We start from the raw sequence: 23,215 nt of genomic DNA on the forward strand, positions 1-23,215 counted from the left end.
TTTATTTTATTTAAGAGACTTATCCACAAATTTATTTAAAGCTATAGTCTTTAAGGATTTGAATAGAGTCGATGGTGATATCTTTTTTGGGTTTGTCGTTGCTGTCTGTTTCAACCTGAGCAATCTTATCCACAATATCCATTCCGTCAATAATTTGCCCGAAAACCGTATAGTTGCCATCTAAAGAAGGATAGCCTCCATTTTTATAAGCTTCAATAATTTTTTGGGGATACGAATCAGAGGAAGTTTGACTGGATTGGTTGTCAGAGTTTTGAACGATGAAAAATTGACTGCCGTTACTTTGGCTATCACCTGTGTTTGCCATAGCAAGCGCTCCTCTAATGTGGTAAAGATAAGGTGAGATTTCATTTTTAAACCCATATCCAGCATCAATAGCACTATCTTTACCATTCCAAATGGATTCTCCCCCAGTGCCGTCTCCATTAGGATCTCCTGATTGGATCATAAAGTCTTTAATGACCCTGTGGAAAGTAAGGCTGTTATAATAACCTTCCTTGGCATGTGTTAAAAAGTTTTCCACAGCAAGTGGGGCATACTTTGGAAACAGTTTTATTGTGATATCTCCTTGGCTTGTTTTGAGTTTGACCTCAGCTTCATCTTCAGCCACTTTTGATTGCAATTGTGGCATATCAGCTTGATTGAGTTTTTCTAGCTCTTTTTTTGCTTCTTCTTTAGCTTGGCTAGATGCCACATAGCTGTCTCCTTTGATAGCTTGATCTAATTGCTTGCAACCACTTAAAAAAAGTAGCGACAAGGCAGATAAATACATGATTTTTTTCATAGTAGCTCCTCATCCATTGGTTCTTTCTATTTTATCATACCAAGAGGACTTCTCCAAAAAAATTAAAACATGGTATAATGGTACTATGAGTACTAAGAAGAAAAGTTCCCGTAAAACGACTAAAAAAAAGATGACCAAGGAAGAGAAAATACGTCAAAAAGCATTGCAACGTTTTTTGTTAACTTTGGGATTATCATTAATCCTTTTTTTTGCTCTTTTTCAATTAGGTATTTTTGGTGTTACAGTTTATAATATTATCCGATTTTTGGTTGGTAGTTTGGCTTACCCGTTGATGTTGTGGCTAGGGGTGTATCTTTATGGTTTTAAATTATTTAGAAAGCATGAGTCCTTATTATTGGCGAGCTTACTAACATTTTTAGGGTTGTTGCTGATTTACCATGCTTATTTTTTTGCCTTAGAACAAAATAGAGATCAAGACATTTTTACAACAACAGCCTATGTCATCATGGATGATTTGGCTCACTTCACTGTCAAAAGTTTTGCAGGGGGTGGAATGTTAGGAGCCTTATTGTATAAACCGGTCTCCTTTCTTTTTTCTAATGTCGGAAGCTTTATTATTGGAGGTTTACTCTTACTTTTAGGTGTTTTTGCTCTTTTTCCTGTGGATATTTATGATGCTAATTTGTGGCTTGTGGAAAAATGGCAGAGCTATTTAGCACGGCGTGAGCTGAGAAAGCAAGAACGCTTTATTAAAAGAGAAGAAAAGGAAGCCAAAAGAGCAGAAAAAGCAGCTCAGCTTTTACAAGAAAAAGAAGAGTTAGAACAAGAGCAACGCTTGGCCAGGGTTGATATGGAAACAGGGGAGATCCTTGATGAACCTGTTAAAGAGGAGCCAGTTAGAGTTGAGCCAGAAATTGTCAGCTATGATTTAGAAGGTTTGGAAGATACCATGCCACCAGAGGACTTTTCCCAAGTTCCTCAATTAGAGCCAGTTGACGAGAGAGATGGTCATGATGTGGAGGTTGACTTCACTCCTAAGCAGCATCTTCTTTATCATTTACCTAGTATTGATCTATTTGCGCCAGATAAACCTAAAAATCAAAGTAAAGAGAAGAAGCTGGTACGTGAAAATATCAGGGTTTTGGAAGAAACGTTTAATAGCTTTGGGATTAAAGCGACAGTGGAGAGGGCTGAGATTGGTCCTTCTGTCACCAAGTATGAAGTGAAGCCGGCTGTCGGTGTTCGTGTCAACCGGATTTCCAATTTAGCAGATGATTTGGCCTTGGCTTTAGCAGCCAAAGATGTTCGTATAGAAGCACCAATTCCAGGGAAGTCTCTAGTAGGAATTGAAGTGCCTAACTCAGAAATTGCGACCGTTAGTTTCAGAGAACTTTGGGAGCAATCTAAGACTGATCCGAATAAGCTACTTGAGGTTCCGCTTGGTAAGGCTGTTAACGGAAGTAGTCGTTCCTTTGACCTTGCTCGCATGCCACACTTATTGGTAGCGGGATCAACAGGATCGGGGAAATCTGTAGCAGTAAATGGCATTATTTCTAGTATCTTGATGAAGGCTAGACCTGATCAAGTTAAATTTATGATGATTGATCCTAAAATGGTTGAGTTATCAGTTTATAATGATATCCCCCATCTCTTAATTCCAGTTGTCACCAATCCTAGAAAAGCTAGTAAGGCACTTCAAAAAGTTGTTGATGAGATGGAAAATCGCTACGAACTGTTTAGCCATTTTGGTGTTAGAAATATTGCAGGTTACAATGCTAAGGTTGAGGACTTTAATGCTCAATCTGAGACGAAACATATTCCCTTGCCCCTATTGGTGGTTATTGTGGATGAGTTGGCAGACTTGATGATGGTAGCCAGTAAAGAAGTTGAAGATGCCATTATCCGTTTGGGACAAAAGGCACGTGCAGCGGGGATTCACATGATTTTAGCAACTCAGCGCCCGTCAGTGGATGTTATTTCAGGTCTGATCAAAGCCAATGTTCCTTCACGAATTGCTTTTGCTGTCTCCAGTGGGACAGACAGCCGTACTATTTTAGATGAAAATGGGGCTGAAAAACTTTTAGGTCGAGGTGACATGCTTTTTAAACCGATTGATGAAAATCATCCTGTTCGATTGCAAGGTTCCTTTATCTCAGATGATGATGTGGAACGCATTGTTGGTTTTATTAAAAATCAAGCTGAAGCTGACTATGATGACAGTTTTGATCCTGGGGATGTCCCAGATACTGATACTGGTGGCGGTAGTTCAAGTGAGGGAGACCCCTTATTTGAAGAAGCTAAGAATTTGGTGCTTGAGACACAAAAAGCGAGTGCCTCCATGTTACAGCGTCGCCTATCTGTTGGTTTTAATCGTGCTACTAGATTAATGGAAGAACTTGAAGAGGCAGGAGTTATCGGTCCTGCTGAGGGAACTAAACCACGCAAAGTCTTAATGACAAAATAAAAAAAGCTAAAATAGGAGCTTGCCTATTTTAGCTTTTTTATGATCGAATCATCCCATTAAAAATACAGCAAGTACTGTCATAATGTAAGCTGCTAATGTGACAAAAAAGCCAAATCTCCAAAAAAATTTAAAGAAGGCTCTGAAATGAAAGCGTTGTGTTGTGCGTACTTGATAGATGGTTAAGATAAGAGCAAGTAGAGACATCAAAATGGCATAAAAAGGTAAGTAATGATGGACAAAAAAATGTCCAGATACTAAGACCAACTCTAGAGCATATAAAGGAAGAGCTAGGTCAGCCGCATTGAGATCAAACCGCCTTAATTTAAAAATCGATACAAGAACATAAGTGAAGGCTAATGTCAAAAAAATAAAGACAATCGCAAGTAATTTATACATATCCATGATTTTTATTGTATAGCAAAGACAAAAGAATGTAAATCATTTGTTAAAAAAACTTGCATTATTTATTGAACTGCGTTATACTATTCCAGTATGCTATTTGAGCATATCTGTGGGAGGTAAAAATATTTCAATTACCGAAAGAACCACAACAGGAGGATTTTATATCATGGCTAAAAAAGTCGAAAACATCGTAAAACTTCAAATTCCTGCTGGTAAAGCAACACCAGCTCCACCAGTTGGACCAGCACTTGGTCAAGCAGGAATCAACATCATGGGATTCACTAAAGAGTTTAACGCTCGTACAGCTGATCAAGCTGGTATGATCATCCCAGTTGTTATCTCAGTTTATGAAGATAAGTCATTTGACTTCATCACAAAAACACCACCAGCTGCTGTTCTTTTGAAAAAAGCTGCAGGTGTTGAAAAAGGTTCAGGTGAGCCAAACAAAACTAAAGTTGCAACAGTTACTCGTGCACAAGTACAAGAAATTGCTGAAACTAAAATGCCAGATTTGAACGCTGCGTCAGTTGAAGCTGCAATGCGTATGATCGAGGGTACTGCTCGTTCTATGGGATTCACTGTTACTGACTAATTTAACGTAACAACCCAAGACCCGCATGACCTCATCGTAATTTGATGGGTGACGTGGGAGATGAAAATCGATATAACCACATTACAAGGAGAATTTTAAAATGGCTAAAAAAAGCAAACAATTGCGTGCTGCTCTTGAAAAAATCGACAGCACAAAAGCTTACAGCGTAGAAGAAGCTGTAGCACTTTCAAAAGAATTAAACTTTGCAAAATTTGATGCAACAGTAGAAGTTGCCTACAACCTTAACATCGACGTTAAAAAAGCTGACCAACAAATCCGTGGTGCAATGGTATTGCCAAACGGTACTGGTAAAACTTCACGCGTTCTTGTTTTTGCTCGTGGTGCTAAAGCTGAAGAAGCTAAAGCAGCAGGTGCAGACTTCGTTGGTGAAGAAGATCTTGTTGAAAAAATCAACGGTGGATGGCTTGACTTTGACGTTGTTATTGCAACACCAGATATGATGGCTGTTGTTGGTCGTCTTGGACGTGTCCTTGGACCACGTAACTTGATGCCAAACCCTAAAACTGGTACAGTAACAATGGATGTTACTAAAGCAGTTGAAGAATCTAAAGGTGGTAAAATTACTTACCGTGCTGATAAAGCAGGTAACGTACAAGCTATCATTGGTAAAGTATCATTTGAAGCAGACAAATTGGTTGAAAACTTCAAAGCCTTTAACGATACAATCCAAAAAGCTAAGCCAGCTACAGCTAAAGGAACTTATGTCACAAACCTTACAATTACAACTACTCAAGGTGTTGGAATTAAGGTTGACGTTAACTCACTTTAATGAAAAGAAAGAAGAGTCTAGGAGGCTCTTCTTTTTATATGGTTTGATCAGAAAAATAATTTTTCCAAAAGCTAAAGATTTTGGGTTTTCACCTACCTAAAAAGGTAATTTTATGATAAAATAGTACAGATAAAATAAGGAGTAAAAAAATGGTAGAACCAAAATATAAGCGTGTTTTAATTAAACTATCGGGTGAAGCTTTGGCAGGCTCTAAAGGAGTTGGCATTGACATCCCTACAGTTCAAGAAATTGCTGCAGAGATTAAAGATGTAAAAGATTCTGGCGTCCAAATTGCTCTTGTTATCGGAGGGGGCAACCTTTGGCGTGGTGAGCCAGCTGCAGCAGCTGGTATGGATCGTGTTCAAGCAGACTATACAGGAATGCTTGGAACAGTGATGAATGCTTTGGTCATGGCTGATGCTCTTCAACGTGAGGGGGTTGACACACGTGTTCAAACTGCTATTCCAATGAATCAAGTAGCAGAGCCTTATGTTCGTGGGCGTGCGCTTCGTCACTTGGAAAAAGATCGTATTGTCATCTTTGCTGCTGGTGTCGGTTCACCTTATTTTTCAACAGACACGACATCTGCTCTTCGTGCGGCAGAAATTGAGGCAGATGCTATCTTGATGGGGAAAAATGGTGTTGATGGAGTCTATAATGACGATCCACGTAAAAATGCAGATGCTTACAAATTTGATGAGTTAACGCATATGGAAGTGTTAAAACGTGGGCTTAAGATTATGGATTCTACGGCAAGTTCTTTGTCTATGGATAATGATATCGATTTGGTAGTCTTTAACTTAAACGAGCCAGGCAACATCAAACGTGTTGTTTTGGGTGAGCATATTGGAACTACCGTAACAAATAATATTTCAGAATAAGGAGTAAGAAATGGCAAACGCTATTATTGAAAAAGCTAAAGAAAGATTCGAGCAATCACATCATGCTCTTGCACGCGAATTTGGAAGCATTCGCGCTGGCCGTGCTAACGCAAGTCTTTTAGATCGTATTCAAGTTGAGTACTATGGTGCCATGACACCACTGAACCAGTTAGCTTCTATCACCATTCCAGAAGCACGTGTTATCTTGATTACGCCATTTGACAAGTCTGTCTTAAAAGAAATCGAACGTGCGATCAATGAGTCAGATTTAGGGATTAACCCAGCAAATGACGGATCAGTTGTTCGTTTGGTTATTCCAGCTCTAACAGAAGAAACACGTCGTGATTTAGCAAAAGATGTGAAAAAAGTTGGGGAAAATGCTAAAGTTGCTATCCGTAATATCCGTCGTGATGCTATGGATGAAGCTAAAAAGCAAGAAAAAAATAAAGAAATCACAGAAGATGAGTTGAAAGCTCTTGAGAAAGAGATTCAAAAAGCTACAGATGAAGCTGTGAAGCATATTGATGGCATGACGGCTAACAAAGAAAAAGAATTGTTAGAAGTCTAAGATCACTTAAAAGTAGAAAATAAAACGAACAACGGGATCGTCCTAGTTAGCGTCAACCAGTTGCTCGTTTTTTTGGGTTTTAAACCAGGGAAAGAAAAAGATGAAAACATTATTAGCAACAGTCCTAACAGGGATGATTACAGATGAAAACAAAACTTATTATTTTGTTCAAAAAGACGGCCTAACCTTTGCGCTTTCTAAAGAAGAAGGAGAGCATCAACTTGGAGATATGGTTCAAGGGTTTGCCTACTCAGATATGAAACAAAAGTTACGTTTAACAACAAAAGAAGTGTCAGCCACTCAAACCACCTATGGTTGGGGACAAGTCACAGAGGTGCGTCGAGATTTAGGAGTCTTTGTAGATACAGGTCTTCCAGATAAACAGGTTGTCGTGTCTTTAGACCTTTTACCTGAGATGAAAGAGTTGTGGCCTAAAAAAGGCGACCAACTTTATGTGCGCTTAGAAGTGGATAAAAAAGAGCGTATCTGGGCTATTCCAGCAGAACTAGAAGTGTTTCAAAAACTGGCAGGAAAAGCCTATGACAATATGCAAAATCAAAATCTTCGTGCTATTGTTTATCGTTTGAAATTAAGTGGTACCTTTGTGTATTTACCAGATAATAATATGCTAGGTTTTATTCACCCTAGTGAGCGTTTTTCTGAGCCAAGACTAGGAGAGGAAGTGACGGCACGTGTGATTGGATTTAGAGAAGTTGATCGTACTTTAAATCTTTCTTTGAAACCACGTTCCTTTGAGATGTTAGAAAATGATGCACAGATGATTTTAACCTACCTTGAGAGTAATGGTGGTTTTATGACTTTAAATGATAAGTCTAGCCCAGAAGACATTAAGGCTACTTTTGGTATCTCTAAAGGTCAATTTAAGAAAGCTTTAGGTGGGTTGATGAAAGCTAAAAAAATTAAGCAAGATCCTTTTGGAACAGAATTAGTCGATTAATGATGCTGGATCAATTTTTAAGGCAAGTTCCAGATGAGCGACGAGAAGCTTTTTTAAAGTTACGTCAAGAAATCATCACCCATTTACCAAAAGGATTTGTGGAGACTGTGGATAAGCGTTTCATTCATTATCAAGTTCCACTTGATTTTTATCCACAAGGTTATCATGTTGGAAAAGATACTCCGCTTCCTTTTTTATCCTTAGCCTCTCAAAAAAATGGTATTTCCCTCTACCACATGGGGCTTTACATGGACAAAGATTTGGAAAATTGGTTCAAAGAAGCTTATCAGTCCCAGGTATCGACAAAACTAGATATGGGAAAATCTTGTGTGAGACTGAAAAATCCAAAGCACATCCCTTTTGCCCTAATGGGAGAGTTAGCCAGCCGATTGACAGTCTCAGATTATATTGCCTTGTATGAAAAAAACCATCTAAAAAATCAGAATCAGCAGTCTTAAGGATATGTCAAACCTAGTTTAGCATTTTACCTATTTGATTTTTCTGACAAGAATGCGGAAATATGGTATAATGCTAAAAAATTTGAAGGAGTCTGGTCTATGGAAAGAGCGATTTTTGCAGGTGGTTGTTTTTGGTGCATGGTAAAACCTTTTGAAACATTGGAGGGAATTTTGTCTGTTCGGTCAGGTTACACAGGTGGACATGTGGAAAACCCCACTTATGAACAGGTCTGTACAAAGACTACAGGTCATACAGAAGCTGTGGAAATCATTTTTGATCCAGAAAAAATTTCGTATGCCGATTTGGTGGAAATCTATTGGGCGCAAACTGATCCAACGGATGCTTTTGGCCAGTTTGAAGATCGTGGAGATAATTATCGACCAGTTATTTTTTATACTTCAAAAGAGCAAAAGCGTATTGCAGAAGAATCAAAGTTAGCATTAGAAGCGTCTGGTCGATTTGATCGACCTCTTGTGACCAAGATAGAGCCTGCTTGTCCATTTTATGTGGCAGAGGATTACCATCAGGCCTTTTATCGTAAAAATCCAGAACGTTATGCTTTATCGAGCCAACGTCGTCGAGAATTTCTAGAGAGGAAGTGGCAATGAGAAAATCTTTTTATACTTGGCTAATGACGCAACGTAATCCCAAAAGTCATGCCCCTGTAGCCCTTTTAGCTGACCATGTTTTTTCAGAATATGACTTTCCAAAACAAAGTGATGATTTTGACGAAGTGAGTCGATTTTTAGAAGAGAAAGCCAGTTTTTCTTTTCCGATGAGTGATTTTGATCAGATTTGGGAAGAGTATTTAGCCCATTAAGCCCAGAGAAAATCTCCGATTTGAGAGATTTTTTTGTTATAATAGAGTAAGTGATTTAGACTAAAGGAGTTTGGCTTTGCAAAATTATTCTATCGATGTCATCTTGAAGCATCCTGATGACGTCTTAAGTTTATTTGGAACAAATGAACGTCATTTAAAATTGATTGAGGCTGAACTAGGAGTGACCATTCATGCCAGAGTGGAGCGTGTTCAGATTATCGGCTTAGAGGAACAAGATGTTGAGATGGCTAGACAGGTTATTGAAGCCTTGCTTGTTTTGGTTAGTCGTGGGATGTTGATTGGGACTGCAGATGCCGTGACGGCGATTTCAATGGCTAAAAACCATGAGATTGATAAGTTTGTTGCCCTTTATGAAGAGGAAATTATTAAAGATTCGTATGGCAAGCCGATTCGTGTTAAGACCTTGGGGCAAAAAGTTTATGTGGATAGTGTCAAAAACCATGATATTGTTTTTGGGATTGGCCCAGCAGGAACAGGCAAGACCTTTTTAGCGGTCACCTTGGCGGTTACAGCACTCAAACGTGGACAGGTCAAACGGATTATTTTAACACGTCCAGCCGTTGAAGCAGGAGAAAGTCTAGGTTTTCTACCAGGTGATCTAAAGGAAAAAGTTGATCCTTATCTTCGCCCCGTCTATGATGCCCTTTATCAGATTTTAGGAAAAGAGCAAACTAATCGTTTGATGGAGCGAGAAATTATCGAGATAGCTCCTCTAGCATATATGCGTGGTCGAACCTTGGAAGATGCTTTTGTTATTTTAGATGAAGCGCAAAATACCACTATTATGCAGATGAAGATGTTTTTGACGCGTCTTGGTTTTAATTCTAAGATGATTGTGAATGGGGATGTTAGTCAGATTGATTTACCAAGAAATGTAAAGTCTGGTTTAATTGATGCTAAAGAAAAGTTAAAAGGAATTACGCAAATTGATTTTGTTCACTTTTCAAGTAAGGACGTTGTTCGTCACCCTGTTGTAGCAGCGGTTATCAATGCCTATGAAACTTCTAGTGCAGATAGACCTGACAAGGCTAGTTTTGAAACGATTGGCCAGCTAGGAAATGATCAAAAATAATGAGCATCAGGTGGCAGTAAGCTAAGGGGCTCTAAATGAAATTAAAGATTTGTCAATTGTTAAGAAAAGAGGCGTTAGGCTAACAAGATAAAGGCTGGAGTGACTATTTCAGCCTTTTTATGCTATAATAGGGTAAATGAAACTGTGAAAGAAGATTAAGTAATGTATATTGAATTAATAGATGAAACAGGGCAGCTTTCTGAAGAGATGAAGCAACAGACCTTAGATATACTGAATTTTGCTGCAGAAAAAACTGGCAAAGAAGATAAAGAGATGGCAGTGACGTTTGTGACTAACGAGCGTAGCCATACCCTAAACCTAGAATATCGTGATACGGATCGCCCAACAGATGTGATCAGCCTAGAATATAAACCAGAAGTTCCCATCACATTTGATGAGGAGGATTTAGCGGATAACCCAGACTTACTTGAGATGATGTCAGAGTTTGATAGCTATATTGGTGAGTTATTTATTTCGATTGATAAGGCACGAGAACAGGCGAAAGAGTATGGTCATAGTTTTGAGCGAGAGATGGGCTTTTTAGCGGTTCATGGCTTTTTACATATCAATGGTTATGATCACTATACACCTGAAGAAGAAAAAGAGATGTTTGGTTTACAAGAAGAGATTTTAACTGCCTATGGACTTACGCGACAATAATCCACAAAAGAAGTGGAAAAATAGAAATTTATCAGATAGCCTAGAGTTTGCCATCACAGGGATTTTTACGGCCTTTAAAGAAGAACGTAATATGAAAAAGCATGCTATATCAGCTGTTTTGGCTGTGATAGCAGGCTTGATTTTTCGTGTGTCAGCTGTAGAGTGGCTATTTTTATTAAATAGTATTTTTTTAGTGATCACGTTTGAAATCATTAATTCAGCTATTGAAAATGTTGTGGATTTGGCATCAAATTACCATTTTTCTATGCTGGCAAAAAATGCTAAAGACATGGCAGCAGGTGCGGTACTGGTGGTTTCAGGTTATGCCTTTATCACGGGGCTTATTATTTTTGTGCCGAAAGTTTGGACGCTATTGTTTGGATAAAGAGAATGTTATAAAGACCTGAGATGTGGTCTTTTATCAGTATGTTCTTGTTTTTTAGAGAAAGGAAGAACCATCAAAGCGAATAAGTATTTGATGGACGTGGTATTTTAGATGGTATTTAAATCTGGTTTTGTGGCGATTTTAGGTCGTCCTAATGTTGGGAAATCTACATTTTTAAATTATGTGATGGGACAAAAAATTGCCATCATGAGTGACAAGGCGCAGACAACGCGTAATAAAATTATGGGAATCTATACCACTGCTGAGGAGCAGATTGTGTTTATTGATACTCCTGGCATCCACAAACCTAAGACTGCACTAGGTGATTTTATGGTGGAGTCTGCTTATAGTACATTGCGTGAAGTGGATACGGTTATTTTTATGGTGCCCGCTGATGAAGCACGAGGAAAAGGTGATGACATGATCATCCAGCGCTTAAAAGCAGCTAAGGTCCCTGTTATCCTAGTTATTAATAAAATTGATAAGGTCCATCCAGATCAATTATTAGAGCAGATTGATGATTTTAGAAGTCAAATGGACTTTAAAGAGATTGTTCCTATCTCTGCCACTCAGGGAAATAATGTCAATCGTTTGATGGAGATCTTATCTGATCATCTCGAAGAAGGTTTTCAGTATTTCCCAGAAGATATGATTACGGATCATCCAGAGCGTTTTTTAGTGTCTGAGATGATTCGAGAAAAAGTGCTCCATCTGACCCAGCAAGAAGTGCCCCACTCTGTTGCAGTTGTGGTAGATTCCATGAAGCGTGATGAAGAGACTGATAAGGTTCATATCCGTGCGACGATTATGGTTGAGCGTGATAGTCAAAAAGGCATTATCATCGGTAAAGGTGGCGGTATGCTTAAAAAGATTGGTTCTATGGCACGTCGAGATATTGAAATCATGCTAGGTGATAAGGTTTTTCTTGAAACTTGGGTTAAGGTGAAGAAAAATTGGCGAGATAAAAAGTTAGATCTTGCTGATTTTGGTTATAACGAAAAGGAATATTAGAAAGAGAACGTGCTCTCTAAAATGAACTTGATAGCTTGTTCATGTCATCCATGCTTGACGAGTCAGAATGAGTAAAATGAGGTGAAGTGACGTGCCAGAATTACCTGAGGTCGAAATTGTAAAACAAGGTTTAAATCAACAGATTAGAGGTTGTCGCATTAAAGCGGTGCATCTGACTTATGCAGGTATTGTTAAGTCTGATGTGAAAACCTTTCAAACTACACTTGTGGGTTTAACGATTTTAGAGGTGAAACGTCGTGGGAAATACCTGATTTTTGATTTTGGTGATGTGGCTATGGTTTCGCATCTTCGCATGGAAGGAAAGTATTTTCTGTTAAAAAACGGGGAGTCTGCTAACAAGCATTGTCATGTTTTTTTCGAGCTTGATAGTGGACTGCGCTTGGTCTATCAAGATGTGCGAAAGTTTGGGACTATGGAAGTCATGGCAACAAATGAGTTGCCAAGCTATTTTCAAAAAAAGCATATTGGTCCAGAACCAACAGAAGAGGATTTTTTGTTAGGTCCATTTCAAAAAGCGCTGGCTTCTTCATCAAAGAAACTTAAACCCTATCTTTTAGAGCAAAGCTTAGTGGCAGGACTAGGGAATATCTATGTAGATGAGGTCTTATTTGCCGCTAAACTTCATCCCGAACGCCTCAGTAAAACCTTGTCACCTCTAGAGGTAAAAATCTTGCGGAAAGAGATTATCCGTATCTTACAGTTAGGGATTGAAAAAGGTGGCTCAACTATTCGGACTTATCAAAATGCTTTTGGTGATAATGGCACGATGCAAGACTACCATCAGGTTTATGATAAGCTCGGTCAACCTTGTCCTAGGTGTGCAAGCCCCATTGAAAAAATAAAAGTAGGAGGAAGAGGGAGTCATTTTTGTCCCTCTTGTCAGCAACTATGAAATCAACACTCATTGGACTTACAGGGGGGATTGCTTCTGGAAAATCAACGGTTACGACTATCTTACGAGAGAAAGGTTATCTCGTCATTGATGCGGACCAGTTGGTCCATGATCTCCAAAAACAAGGTGGGCACCTGTATCAAGCCCTTGTAGAAGCTTTTGGTGATGAGATTTTGTTGCCATCAGGGGAACTTGATCGTCAAAAGTTAGCACAGTTAATTTTTTCAAGTCCTTTTCATCAAGAAAAGTCAGCTCGTCTTCAAGATCGTATCATTCGTCAAGCATTATGGGATGAAAAGGAAAGAGCTTTAAAAGAGCATTCCCTTGTTTTTATGGATATTCCCCTTTTGTTTGAAAAAGATTTTGGAGAGTGGTTTGATGTGATTTGGCTGGTCTATGTCGATCACGAAAGCCAAGTGAAACGCTTGATGAAGCGCAATGGTTTTTCAAAAGAAGAGGCTCTCAAACGCTTATCTTTTCAGATGCCTCTAGAAGATAAGAAAGTCTTAGCAGATGAGGTGATTGACAATAGAGGCGATCTTGTGCAATTAGAAAATCAAGTGAAAGCTCTGCTTTTGCAACTTTTAGAAAGGAAGAAGGATTAGACCTTGCGTGTTAAAATTAACCTCAAGTGTTCAGAATGTGGGAGTAAAAACTACCTCACCAGTAAAAATAAACAAAATCATCCTGAAAAAATTTCAGTGCCTAAATACTGTCCCAAGGAAAGAAAAGTAACCCTTCACCTTGAAAGTTAATCTAATTTATGATAGACTACTAAGGACGATAGTGGAGGGAAATAATATGTACGATTTATTACTGACATCACTTTTGGTTTTATCAGTGATTTTAATTATTGCAATCTTTATGCAACCTCAAAAAAATCCAAGTAGTAATGTCTTTGATAGCTCTGGCTCAGAAGCACTTTTTGAACGAACAAAAGCACGTGGTTTTGAAGCTGTGATGCAACGTTTTACAGCAATTTTGGTATTTTTGTGGTTGGCGATTGCTTTGGCACTTGCCGTATTATCAAGTAGATAAGAAGTGGGCTCTGACTATGTCTGGCTCATTTTTTTTCAGAATTGAAAGGAAAAAATGAAAGAAGATATTTTAAACTATTTAAAAGAAGAAGGGAAATCTAGCGTTGATGATCTTGCTAAAGCCTTAGATTTAGCGAGTTCAACGGGCTTTCGTGATCTAATTAAGACGATTTCATCTATGGAAAGTAAGGGGTTGATTTCCTTTGATGACAATGGCGATATTTCTCTGAAAGAGAAAAAGTCTAAAAAAGAAGAAGTGACTCTTCAAGGGATCTTTCGAGCAAATAAAGCAGGTTTTGGTTTTGTGTCCATTGATGATGCTGAGGAAGATCTCTTTGTAGGAAGAAATGATGTGGGGCATGCGATTGATGGAGATACTGTTGAAGTTGCCATCAAAAAAGTGGCCAATCGTTTAAACGGCACAGCTGCGGAAGCCCGTGTGGTTAGAATTGTGGACCATGCCTTGAAAACGGTGGTAGGAAAATTTGTCTTAGATGACGAAAAGCCTAAGTATGCAGGTTACATCAAGAGTAAAAATCAAAAAATTACACAGAGAATCTATATTAGAAAAGAACCTGTTGTTTTAGATGGCACAGAGATTATTAAGGTTGATATTGAAAAATATCCCACTAAAAAGCATGATTATTTTGTTGGAGCTGTTCGGGACATCATCGGTCACCAAGGTGATACAGGAATCGATGTGTTAGAAGTTCTAGAGTCTATGGATATTGTCTCAACTTTCCCTGATGCTGTTCTTGCTGAAGCTAATCAAGTACCAGATTATCCCCTTGAAAAAGATTATATGGGGCGCGTTGATCTGAGAGAAGAGGTAACCTTTACTATCGATGGAGCAGATGCTAAAGATTTAGATGATGCTGTCCATATCAAAAGCTTAGAAAATGGCAATATGGAGTTAGGTGTTCATATCGCAGATGTTTCTTATTATGTGAAGGAAAATTCAGCACTAGACCATGAAGCTCTGGCGCGTGGGACCAGTGTCTATGTGACTGATCGTGTTGTTCCCATGCTTCCTGAGCGTCTGTCAAATGGTATTTGCTCGCTTAATCCCAATGTTGATCGCCTAACTCAGTCAGCTATTATGGAAATTGATCATCATGGGCGCGTGGTGAATTACCAGATTACTCAAACGGTGATTAAGACGAGTTTTCGGATGACTTATAGTGACGTCAATAAAATCTTAGCTGGTGATGAGGCTTTGACGGTGCAATATGAAACGATTGTACCTAGTCTTCATCTGATGGCAAAATTGCATCAGATTTTAGAGAAGATGCGTGAAAAACGTGGCGCCTTAAATTTTGATACCTCAGAAGCTAAGATTATTGTCGATGATAAGGGGCGGCCAGTGGATATAAAGCTCAGACAGCGTGGTGTGGCAGAGCGGATGATTGAGTCCTTTATGCTAGCGGCAAATGAGTGTGTGGCAGAGCATTTTGCTAAGAAAAATCTTCCCTTTATTTATCGTATTCACGAGGAGCCAAAGGCTGAAAAGTTACAAAAATTTATCGATTATGCGAGTGTTTTTGGGATGAAAGTCCAAGGAACAGCCAATAAAGTGACACAAGGGGCACTTCAAGACTTTATGAAAGCACTTGAAGGACAACCAGGTAGTGATGTTCTTTCTATGATGTTGTTGCGTTCGATGCAACAAGCTAGATACTCTGAGCACAATCATGGGCATTATGGTCTCGCTGCAGAATTTTACACTCACTTTACTAGCCCTATTCGTCGTTATCCTGATCTATTAGTCCACCGTATGATTCGTGAGTACAACCAAGTAACAGCTGAGAAGATTGAGCATTTTCATCACCGTATTCCAGAGATTGCCAAGGAAACCTCAAGCTTAGAAAGACGTGCTATTGATGCAGAGCGCGTGGTTGAGGCTATGAAAAAAGCTGAATATATGGAAGAGTTTGTTGGACAAGAGTTTGAAGGTGTGGTTTCAAGTGTGGTGAAGTTTGGTCTTTTTGTCGAGTTGCCAAACACGATTGAAGGGCTTATTCACATTACAAATCTCCCAGAATATTATCATTATAATGAGCGTATGATGTCACTAGAAGGTGAAAAGTCAGGAGTCGTCTTTAGAGCTGGTCAACAGATCAAGGTACAATTAACCAAAGCAGATAAAGAAACAGGAGACATTGACTTTATATATCTTCCTAGTGAGTATGATGTCGTTGAAAAATCAGTTCGTAAAGGAAGAGGAAAAGCAAGGAAGTCTGAAAAATCAAAACAAACACATGGTTCAAAGCAAAAAGGAAAATCTTTTTCTAAAGAAAAGAGCAAAAAACCTTTTTATAAAGAGGCCATGAAGAAAGGAGGAAAGCATGGTAAAGGGTCAAGGAAACGTCGTCGCTCAAAATAAAAAAGCAAGACATGACTATACGATTGTGGATACCTATGAAGCAGGAATTGTACTGACAGGAACTGAAATAAAAAGTGTTCGTGCAGCTCGTATAACTTTGAAAGATGGCTTTGCTCAGATTAAAAATGGAGAAGCTTGGTTAAATAATGTCCACATTACCCCTTATGAGCAAGGCAATATTTGGAATCAAGATCCAGATCGTACCAGAAAGCTATTGTTGAAAAAAAGAGAAATTGAAAAACTTTCTAATGAGTTAAAAGGAACTGGTATGACCTTAGTTCCTTTGAAAGTTTATCTGAAAGATGGCTTTGCCAAGGTTCTTTTAGGACTGGCTAAAGGGAAGCATGATTATGATAAACGTGAATCCATTAAACGTCGTGAACTCGATCGTGATATCAAACGTCAGATTAAAGCTTATAATCAGAGATAGCTAATGAGATGACTCAGCCATGCAAGATGTGTGGCTGATTTGTTGTTTTAATCTATCTCTTATTTTTTTAAAAAAACACATTGTTATTAAAATAAATCAAAAATAATACTAAAATTGTTAAATGCGATGCGAATTAGTTGCAAATCCTATATGAAATAGGTAAAATAAATCTGTAAGCTCTGATTCAGGTTGAATTGGAGATTAAAAAAATAAAGGAGCATTACTCAATGTTAGACAAGAAAAAGGCAAAGCTTCGCCGTCAACAAGAAGCCGCAACTGACAAACGTTTCCGTTATTCGATTCGTAAATTTAATGTCGGTGTAGCATCTGTTGCGATTGCAGCTTTTATGTTTTTAGGAGGAGGAGCTGTCGTATCAGCGGATGATACAGCAGTATCAGAGCCACAAACAGCAGCTTCAAGCACAGGAGATAGCAGTAGCACGACTTCAGAAGCCCCAACGGCAACTAGCACAGAAGCTACTTCAACAGCATCAGAAGCTTCAACAAGCTCAGAATCAGCTGCAACAAGTACAGAAGCTACTTCAGCAACATCAGAATCAGCTGCAACAAGTACAGAAGCTACTTCAACAACATCAGAAGCTTCAACAAGCTCAGAAGCAGCAACATCAGAATCAGCTGCAACAAGTACAGAAGCTACTTCAGAAGCAACAAGCACAACAGCTTCAACAGCATCTGAAACAGCAAGTAACACAGCTTCAACACCAACAACTGTTGAAGAGGCAAAAACTGTTCTTGAGCAGGTAATCTCAGAAGCAGAAGTTTTAGCACAAGAAGCTAGCCGTCAAGCAGCAAACTCAACAGAAGATGCTACAGCTCTTCAAACAGCAGCAGAAGCAACAAAATTGGTTGCCACAGAGGCAACAGTGACATTTAACAATGCGCTTGCAACATTTGACGAAGTTAACGCACAAATCACAGCTGTTCGTACAAATGTTGAAGCACTTGCTTTGGAATTGCGTAAGTACTTTGTCAATGGTGATATTGTAGCATTGTTGGATACGACAACATCTACTGATGGCACCACAACTATTGATACTTCAAACGCAAATTCTGTCTACTATGCACAAGATGGTGTGTGGGACATCCCAGATCCTGTGAAAGCTGCAAACTCAGGTCTTCCGGTAGCAGACCAAGAAGCAGTAATCACAGAAGGAAATAAGAATATCCCTGATGGTTATATTGCCGATCAAGATGCTAATCGCGATACCTTCTTGATACTTAATCTGGATACAGTAGCAGGTGATGATCAAGGGTTCAATGACTGGGCTGGTAAAAACTACTATATCACTTTCTCAGTTTCAACCGATAAGGCTGAACGTGAAGCGAATGATGTAGTTTATGCAAAATTAGTTGAGAAAACTGATAGCGGAAGTACGGTTGTTAACACTATTGAGTTGAAACCAGGAGAAAAAAATAACTTTGATGAGTTGAAAGTTCTTGAAACTGCTGCACGCCCAGTTACTTATGGATTTACTTACACTGTTCAAACTGCTAATGGTGGAACTACCAGAAACATTGCTTTGAGCAATAGTAATGGTAATAACCGAAATGCCATTGTTTACAGTAAATTGGAATCAAGTCGTGTAGGTATTCCATTTACAGAAACAACATTCCTTGTAGCAGGTTCAACTACTCAAACGACTTCTTACTTTGTTAAAGAAAATGCAGCAACTGGTCGCGTTCGTGAATTGTTGGCAAAACACACTCAAACAGGTGGTTTGACTGGTGATGCCTTCCATATCGCAGGTGCTATCGACTTTGATAACTATGAATTGATTGAGTCAGAACTTCCTACAGTAACTTCCGGTACATTAGCTTCTGACTATGTGGTTGGTACACAGTACGTTGTCCTTCGTGGTAACTGGAATGAAGCACGTATGATTACAATCACGGATGTAGATGGTTCTATTCAAATCCAAACCTACATGTTGGATCCAAACAATCCAGATTGGGCAACTTTCTATAAGAATAATATGAACAATGCAACTATCTCAGACTTCCCTGAGTATTTCAAGTTGATGTTCACAACAGAAGTTATCGCCCCTCAAGGTTATAACTCAAAAGAAGGAACGTTCTCTTCTAAGTTTTATGAAGCAGATAAGTTAGTTCTTGAAAGCACTGAGATTCAAGTCCTAGATGCCAATGGTGATGTGCTAGGTACTTTGAGTGATGATAAGACAACAATCAAGACTACTTCTGGTGCAACTATTTCAGTTGCAAGCACCACAGATACCATGGTAACTGGTAAGGATGGTACGATTTACACTGTTAATTACAACAAAATCTACAAGACAGATGCAGATGGCAACTATGTAGATGCAGATGGTAATGTGCTTACACCTATCATTTGGGACTATTCGAAGCCAAATAATGAGTTTGTACCTGGAATCTATCAAGATGGGAAAACGGGAGTTGATGGAATTACCATTTCGACAGGTCCACTTTCAGCAACAGAGCATCCAGAAGGTGTCCTTTACTTCGGTTATAACTATCACACGTCAACAACTGAGACTCGTTTGACAGATAGTGAAACAGATACACGTTGGGATGTCGGTGGTCTTGAGCAAACCTTACGTAATGCTAACACTAAGAACGAACAACACGTACGTTACTGGTACACTGAAAAAGGTGGCGTAGAAGTTTACTACATCACTGAAGATGGTACAGTCCTTACAGACTTCACAGCTGCAGATGGTTCTACAGTTGCTGATAAGAATGTTGTTGTAGGTCATGGCGATACAGATTCAGCTTACGATACAACATCAGTTCGTTACGAAAGTATCACTGCTGCTGACGGTACAGTTTACTACTATAAAGAAATTGATACCACAGCTGCAAACCTTCACCCAGTTGTAGATGACACCACTGATACAGATTATCGTGCAAATGAGAAAATTGATGCAGAAACTGGAACCATTAAAACAGATACTGTTAAACAATTAACTTATGTCTACGAAAAAGCTGGTTCAGTCAACGTTAACTATGTTGATACAGATGGTAACCCACTTCAAGCACCAGTAGCAGATGTGACAAATGGTCAACCAGGATCAGATTATGATACAGCTGACAACAAACCAGAAACAATTACAGCTGCAGATGGCACAGTTTACTTCCTAGCCCCAGCTGCTGACTACGCTGTTGGTACAGTTTCAGACGATAACAACTTGACTGCAGCTGGTAACGGTACTGCAACAGGTGTTGATACAACAACTGGTACAGTTGAGTCTGGTGCTACAAAAGAGATTACATACGTTTACCAAAAAGGTGGCGATGTTATTGTTCACTATGTTGATGAAAATGGTAACCCAATCTCAGGATTAACAGATGCTGGTACTCAAACAGATAGTACTGTAACAGATACTGCTTACACTAAAGCAGGCACAGGCTACGATACTACTGACCTTAAACCTAATACAATCACAACCGCTGATGGTAAAATCTATCAACTTGTTCCAGCCGCGACACAAGGTGATGAGACTGGTGAAGTTGTTGCTGGTGAAACACAAGAAATTACTTATGTTTACAAGTTGGTTGAAGGTGATGTTATTGTTCATTACGTTGATACTGAAGGTAACACAATTTCATCTGATGTGACGGATACACCAACGTCTGACACAGGTACAGACTACAACACAACTGATAACAAACCAGAGAAAATCGTTAACGATGAAACTGGAGATGTCTACTACTACAAAGAAGTTAAAGCTGGTGACAATGAAACTGGTAAAGTTGTAGAAGGTACAACTGAAGTTACTTACATCTATGAAAAAGCTGGTAGCGTTAATGTTAACTATGTTGATACAGATGGTAACCCACTAATTGCCCCAGTTGCGGATGTGACGGATGGTAAACCAGGTTCAGACTATGACACTCTTGTTGATAACAAACCTGAAACAATTGCTACAGCAGATGGCAAATTGTACCGACTTGTTCCAGCAGGAACTTACAACGTAGGTACAGTTTCAGACGATAACAACTTGACAGCAGCTGGCAACGGTACTGCAACAGGTGTTGATTCAGTAACAGGTACAGTTGAAGCAGGTACAACAAAAGAAATCACTTACGTTTACGAAGAAGTGAAAGGTGACGTTGTCGTTGAGTACTACGATACAGATGGTAATGTCATCGCTACAACTGTAGTTGATACACCAACATCATCAACAGGTACACCATACAACACCTTGGATCAAAAACCAGCAACAATCACAACAGCAGACGGTACAGTTTACTACTACAAAGAAGTGAAATCAACTTCAGCAGCTGAAGATGGTACTGTTGTAGAAGGTACAACAACTGTTCAATACGTTTATGAAAAAGCTGGCTCTGTTAACGTTAACTATGTTGATACAGATGGTAATCCAATTCAAGCACCAGTAGCTGACGAAACAAACGAAAAAGCTGGTACTGAGTACACTACAGCTGATAACAAGCCAACAACTATCACAACAGCAGATGGTAAGACTTACAAACTTGTTCCAGCAGGTACTTATAACGTTGGTACAGTTTCAGATGATAACAACTTGACTTCAGTTGGTAATGGTACTGCAACAGGCGTTGATTCAACAACAGGTACAGTTGAAGCAGGTACAACAAAAGAAATCACTTACGTTTATGAAGAAGTGAAAGGTAACGTTGTTGTTAACTACATCACAACTGACGGTACAGTGATCAAGCAACCAGTTGAAGACACACCATCTACATCAACAGGTACACCGTACGACACAACAGACCACAAACCAACAACAATCACAACAGAAGACGGTAAGACATACCGTATCGTGCCAACTCTTACACAAGGTAACGAGACTGGTGACGTTGTAGAAGGTACAACATCAATCACTTATGTATACGAAGAAGTGAAAGGTGACGTTGTAGTTGAGTACTACGATACAGAAGGTAACTTGATTTCAGGTCTATCTGACTCAGGTGAAGCTGTAGATACTAAAGAAGTTGATACCCCATCAACATCAACAGGTACAGCATACAACACTGATGAAGACCACAAACCAAACACCATCACAACAGCAGACGGTACAGTTTACTACTACAAAGAAGTGAAAGACACTTCAGCTTCAACAACAGGTGAAGTTGTAGAAGGTACAACAACTGTTCAATACGTTTACGAAAAAGCTGGAAATGTTATCGTTCACTACATCACAGAAGATGGAACAGTGATCAAGGCTACTGTAACAGACGAAGAAAACGCTGAACCAGGTAAGTCTTACACAACAACAGATAACAAACCAACAGAGATTGTTACAGAAGATGGTTCACGTTATGTCTTGATTCCGTCTAAGACAATTGGTACAGAAGATGGTTCAGTAGAAGCTGGTAAGACAATTGAGATTACTTATGTGTATAAGAAAGTCGCTAACTGGGTTCCACAAATTCCTGCAACACCAGAGAATCCAACTCCAGTTAACCCAGTAATCCCTTACCCATTCGATCCAACTAACCCAGATAAGCCAATTGATCCAACAACACCTTACCCAGGTGGTGAAGTTCCATCAATTCCACACGTTCCAGGCTACACACCAGTAGATCCTAAGACCAACGAACCATTGAAACCAGTTGATCCAACAGATCCAAACAAGGGTTATGTGCCACCAACTCCAGACGAGTCAGGTATCGACACACCAATCCCTTACGTTCAAAACGGTAATGTTGTGGTGAACTATGTGACTGAAGATGGTACAGTCATTAAGGCATCTGTTCAAGACGAAACAGACGCTCCAGCAGGTAAGTCTTATGACACAACTGACAACAAGCCAAACACTATCACTACAGAAGATGGTACAACTTATGAGCTTGTTCGTGTGGAAGGTTCAGAAACAGGTACAGTTGAAGGTGGTAAGACTACTGAAGTAACTTACGTTTACCGTAAAGTAGAAACACCTGCTAAGAAGGTTGTAACAAACCACGTTGACGAAGACGGTAACCCAATTGCACCGCAAGAAGAAGGTACAACACCTAACAAGTCAATCCCAGGTTATGAGTTCACAGGTAAGACTATTACAGATGAGAATGGTAACACTACTCACATCTACCGTAAAGTTGTTACTCCTGTTGACCCAACTGACCCAGTTACCCCAGAAGATCCAACAGATCCAGTAACACCAGTTACTCCTGTTGATCCAAAAGCTCCAGTTCAGCCAGGTGTTCCAGTTAAACCAGAAACACCAGCTAAACCAGGTGCTCCTGCTAAGCCAGAAGCACCAGCTAAACCAACTTATGTTGCAGAAACTCTTCCAAACACAGGTGAAGATAACTCAGCATCTGTTGCAGCTATGGGAGCAAGCATGATCCTTGCATCACTTGGACTTGCTGCAAAACGTCGTCGTAAAGAAGACTAATTGTAACAATAAAAAGAGGCATATTGTCTCTTCAGAATGAAGACAAACATCTCGATTGATGTTTGTCTTTTTGGCTCTTTGTCAACTGTAGTGGGTAGATGAAAAGGGCTCTTTGTCAACTGTAGTGGGTAGATGAAAAGCTAACACCTAGAGAGGACGAACTTCGTTCTCTCTTTCTTTATGTTCAAGCCAATCAAAATCCGTTTTTTAAAGTTTTCAAAGTTCCTGAAAC

Annotated in this window: 22 protein-coding genes; 20 read left to right on the forward strand and 2 right to left on the reverse strand. The window is 39.3% G+C overall.

Annotated elements, in window-relative coordinates:
- Nucleotides 1-31 precede the first annotated feature (31 nt).
- On the reverse strand, nt 32-802 hold the full coding sequence (locus tag ACVRWY_RS05590; protein WP_354368933.1) for a peptidylprolyl isomerase: 771 nt from the start codon (nt 800-802) through the stop codon (nt 32-34).
- A gap of 85 nt (nt 803-887) precedes the next feature.
- Between ACVRWY_RS05590 and ACVRWY_RS05595 the strand changes: the two genes are divergently transcribed.
- A complete protein-coding gene (locus tag ACVRWY_RS05595; protein ID WP_354368931.1) occupies nt 888-3,227 on the forward strand; it encodes a DNA translocase FtsK in 2,340 nt (779 codons plus the stop codon).
- Nucleotides 3,228-3,275: 48 nt separating this feature from the next.
- Here ACVRWY_RS05595 and ACVRWY_RS05600 read toward each other — a convergent pair whose 3' ends face one another.
- Entirely contained in the window at nt 3,276-3,629 is a 354-nt protein-coding gene (locus tag ACVRWY_RS05600) for a DUF3397 family protein (RefSeq protein ID WP_354368930.1), read from the reverse strand.
- A 166-nt stretch (nt 3,630-3,795) separates the two neighbouring features.
- Here ACVRWY_RS05600 and rplK point away from each other — a divergent pair, with 166 nt between their 5' ends.
- From rplK to ACVRWY_RS05695, 19 genes are all read left to right on the forward strand, one after another.
- Nucleotides 3,796-4,221 (forward strand): 50S ribosomal protein L11, encoded by a 426-nt coding sequence (gene rplK, locus ACVRWY_RS05605; protein ID WP_354368929.1) that lies wholly within the window; start codon nt 3,796-3,798, stop codon nt 4,219-4,221.
- A 100-nt stretch (nt 4,222-4,321) separates the two neighbouring features.
- The gene (gene rplA, locus ACVRWY_RS05610; RefSeq protein ID WP_354368928.1) at nt 4,322-5,011 is read left to right on the forward strand and encodes a 50S ribosomal protein L1; all 690 of its coding nucleotides are present in this window, start codon (nt 4,322-4,324) and stop codon (nt 5,009-5,011) included.
- A gap of 149 nt (nt 5,012-5,160) precedes the next feature.
- Nucleotides 5,161-5,892, forward strand: coding sequence for a UMP kinase (gene pyrH, locus ACVRWY_RS05615; RefSeq protein ID WP_354368926.1), 732 nt, complete (start codon nt 5,161-5,163; stop codon nt 5,890-5,892).
- A 10-nt stretch (nt 5,893-5,902) separates the two neighbouring features.
- Nucleotides 5,903-6,460: a ribosome recycling factor gene (gene frr / locus ACVRWY_RS05620; protein ID WP_354368924.1), complete on the forward strand. Its 558-nt coding sequence runs from the start codon at nt 5,903-5,905 to the stop codon at nt 6,458-6,460.
- Between the two features lie 100 nt (nt 6,461-6,560).
- The gene (cvfB, locus tag ACVRWY_RS05625) at nt 6,561-7,418 is read left to right on the forward strand and encodes an RNA-binding virulence regulatory protein CvfB (protein WP_354368922.1); all 858 of its coding nucleotides are present in this window, start codon (nt 6,561-6,563) and stop codon (nt 7,416-7,418) included.
- A gap of 2 nt (nt 7,419-7,420) precedes the next feature.
- Nucleotides 7,421-7,876, forward strand: coding sequence for a DUF1801 domain-containing protein (locus ACVRWY_RS05630; protein WP_354368920.1), 456 nt, complete (start codon nt 7,421-7,423; stop codon nt 7,874-7,876).
- 99 nt (nt 7,877-7,975) lie between these two features.
- Nucleotides 7,976-8,485, forward strand: a complete 510-nt coding sequence (msrA, locus tag ACVRWY_RS05635) for a peptide-methionine (S)-S-oxide reductase MsrA (RefSeq protein WP_354368918.1) — start codon at nt 7,976-7,978, stop codon at nt 8,483-8,485.
- Nucleotides 8,482-8,697 (forward strand): YozE family protein, encoded by a 216-nt coding sequence (locus tag ACVRWY_RS05640; protein WP_354368916.1) that lies wholly within the window; start codon nt 8,482-8,484, stop codon nt 8,695-8,697. The genes msrA and ACVRWY_RS05640 overlap by 4 nt, the downstream gene beginning before the upstream one ends.
- Nucleotides 8,698-8,773: 76 nt before the next feature.
- Nucleotides 8,774-9,790, forward strand: coding sequence for a PhoH family protein (locus tag ACVRWY_RS05645; protein ID WP_354368914.1), 1,017 nt, complete (start codon nt 8,774-8,776; stop codon nt 9,788-9,790).
- 162 nt (nt 9,791-9,952) lie between these two features.
- Complete coding sequence (gene ybeY / locus ACVRWY_RS05650; RefSeq protein ID WP_354368912.1) at nt 9,953-10,450, forward strand: rRNA maturation RNase YbeY; 498 nt, start codon at nt 9,953-9,955, stop codon at nt 10,448-10,450.
- Nucleotides 10,431-10,835 carry a diacylglycerol kinase gene (gene dagK / locus ACVRWY_RS05655; protein ID WP_354368910.1) on the forward strand — a complete coding sequence of 135 codons (405 nt, stop codon included), beginning with the start codon at nt 10,431-10,433 and terminating at the stop codon, nt 10,833-10,835. Before ybeY ends, dagK begins: the two co-directional genes overlap by 20 nt.
- Nucleotides 10,836-10,946: 111 nt before the next feature.
- Nucleotides 10,947-11,846 (forward strand): GTPase Era, encoded by a 900-nt coding sequence (era, locus tag ACVRWY_RS05660; RefSeq protein ID WP_354368908.1) that lies wholly within the window; start codon nt 10,947-10,949, stop codon nt 11,844-11,846.
- Nucleotides 11,847-11,937: 91 nt separating this feature from the next.
- Nucleotides 11,938-12,759, forward strand: coding sequence for a DNA-formamidopyrimidine glycosylase (gene mutM / locus ACVRWY_RS05665; RefSeq protein WP_354368906.1), 822 nt, complete (start codon nt 11,938-11,940; stop codon nt 12,757-12,759).
- Nucleotides 12,756-13,364, forward strand: coding sequence for a dephospho-CoA kinase (gene coaE, locus ACVRWY_RS05670; RefSeq protein WP_354368960.1), 609 nt, complete (start codon nt 12,756-12,758; stop codon nt 13,362-13,364). The genes mutM and coaE overlap by 4 nt, the downstream gene beginning before the upstream one ends.
- A 3-nt stretch (nt 13,365-13,367) precedes the next feature.
- On the forward strand, nt 13,368-13,514 hold the full coding sequence (gene rpmG, locus ACVRWY_RS05675; protein WP_354368904.1) for a 50S ribosomal protein L33: 147 nt from the start codon (nt 13,368-13,370) through the stop codon (nt 13,512-13,514).
- Between the two features lie 46 nt (nt 13,515-13,560).
- Nucleotides 13,561-13,797 carry a preprotein translocase subunit SecG gene (gene secG / locus ACVRWY_RS05680; RefSeq protein ID WP_354368902.1) on the forward strand — a complete coding sequence of 79 codons (237 nt, stop codon included), beginning with the start codon at nt 13,561-13,563 and terminating at the stop codon, nt 13,795-13,797.
- Nucleotides 13,798-13,851: 54 nt separating this feature from the next.
- Entirely contained in the window at nt 13,852-16,179 is a 2,328-nt protein-coding gene (gene rnr, locus ACVRWY_RS05685; protein WP_354368900.1) for a ribonuclease R, read from the forward strand.
- Nucleotides 16,142-16,609, forward strand: a complete 468-nt coding sequence (gene smpB, locus ACVRWY_RS05690) for an SsrA-binding protein SmpB (RefSeq protein WP_354368898.1) — start codon at nt 16,142-16,144, stop codon at nt 16,607-16,609. The genes rnr and smpB overlap by 38 nt, the downstream gene beginning before the upstream one ends.
- A 227-nt stretch (nt 16,610-16,836) precedes the next feature.
- Nucleotides 16,837-22,983, forward strand: a complete 6,147-nt coding sequence (locus ACVRWY_RS05695) for a MucBP domain-containing protein (protein WP_354368896.1) — start codon at nt 16,837-16,839, stop codon at nt 22,981-22,983.
- Nucleotides 22,984-23,215 lie beyond the last annotated feature (232 nt).

It is taken from the genome of Streptococcus porcorum, assembly GCF_053203725.1.

Coding starts and splice junctions, on each gene's coding strand:
- secG (WP_354368902.1), top strand. CDS start 13,561: ATGTACGATTTATTACTGACATCACTTTTGGTTTTATCAGTGATTTTA.
- rnr (WP_354368900.1), top strand. CDS start 13,852: ATGAAAGAAGATATTTTAAACTATTTAAAAGAAGAAGGGAAATCTAGC.
- ACVRWY_RS05595 (WP_354368931.1), top strand. CDS start 888: ATGAGTACTAAGAAGAAAAGTTCCCGTAAAACGACTAAAAAAAAGATG.
- coaE (WP_354368960.1), top strand. CDS start 12,756: ATGAAATCAACACTCATTGGACTTACAGGGGGGATTGCTTCTGGAAAA.
- dagK (WP_354368910.1), top strand. CDS start 10,431: ATGGACTTACGCGACAATAATCCACAAAAGAAGTGGAAAAATAGAAAT.
- cvfB (WP_354368922.1), top strand. CDS start 6,561: ATGAAAACATTATTAGCAACAGTCCTAACAGGGATGATTACAGATGAA.
- rplA (WP_354368928.1), top strand. CDS start 4,322: ATGGCTAAAAAAAGCAAACAATTGCGTGCTGCTCTTGAAAAAATCGAC.
- era (WP_354368908.1), top strand. CDS start 10,947: ATGGTATTTAAATCTGGTTTTGTGGCGATTTTAGGTCGTCCTAATGTT.
- ybeY (WP_354368912.1), top strand. CDS start 9,953: ATGTATATTGAATTAATAGATGAAACAGGGCAGCTTTCTGAAGAGATG.
- ACVRWY_RS05600 (WP_354368930.1), bottom strand. CDS start 3,629: ATGGATATGTATAAATTACTTGCGATTGTCTTTATTTTTTTGACATTA.
- rplK (WP_354368929.1), top strand. CDS start 3,796: ATGGCTAAAAAAGTCGAAAACATCGTAAAACTTCAAATTCCTGCTGGT.
- ACVRWY_RS05590 (WP_354368933.1), bottom strand. CDS start 802: ATGAAAAAAATCATGTATTTATCTGCCTTGTCGCTACTTTTTTTAAGT.
- ACVRWY_RS05630 (WP_354368920.1), top strand. CDS start 7,421: ATGCTGGATCAATTTTTAAGGCAAGTTCCAGATGAGCGACGAGAAGCT.
- msrA (WP_354368918.1), top strand. CDS start 7,976: ATGGAAAGAGCGATTTTTGCAGGTGGTTGTTTTTGGTGCATGGTAAAA.
- pyrH (WP_354368926.1), top strand. CDS start 5,161: ATGGTAGAACCAAAATATAAGCGTGTTTTAATTAAACTATCGGGTGAA.
- frr (WP_354368924.1), top strand. CDS start 5,903: ATGGCAAACGCTATTATTGAAAAAGCTAAAGAAAGATTCGAGCAATCA.
- ACVRWY_RS05640 (WP_354368916.1), top strand. CDS start 8,482: ATGAGAAAATCTTTTTATACTTGGCTAATGACGCAACGTAATCCCAAA.
- smpB (WP_354368898.1), top strand. CDS start 16,142: ATGGTAAAGGGTCAAGGAAACGTCGTCGCTCAAAATAAAAAAGCAAGA.
- ACVRWY_RS05695 (WP_354368896.1), top strand. CDS start 16,837: ATGTTAGACAAGAAAAAGGCAAAGCTTCGCCGTCAACAAGAAGCCGCA.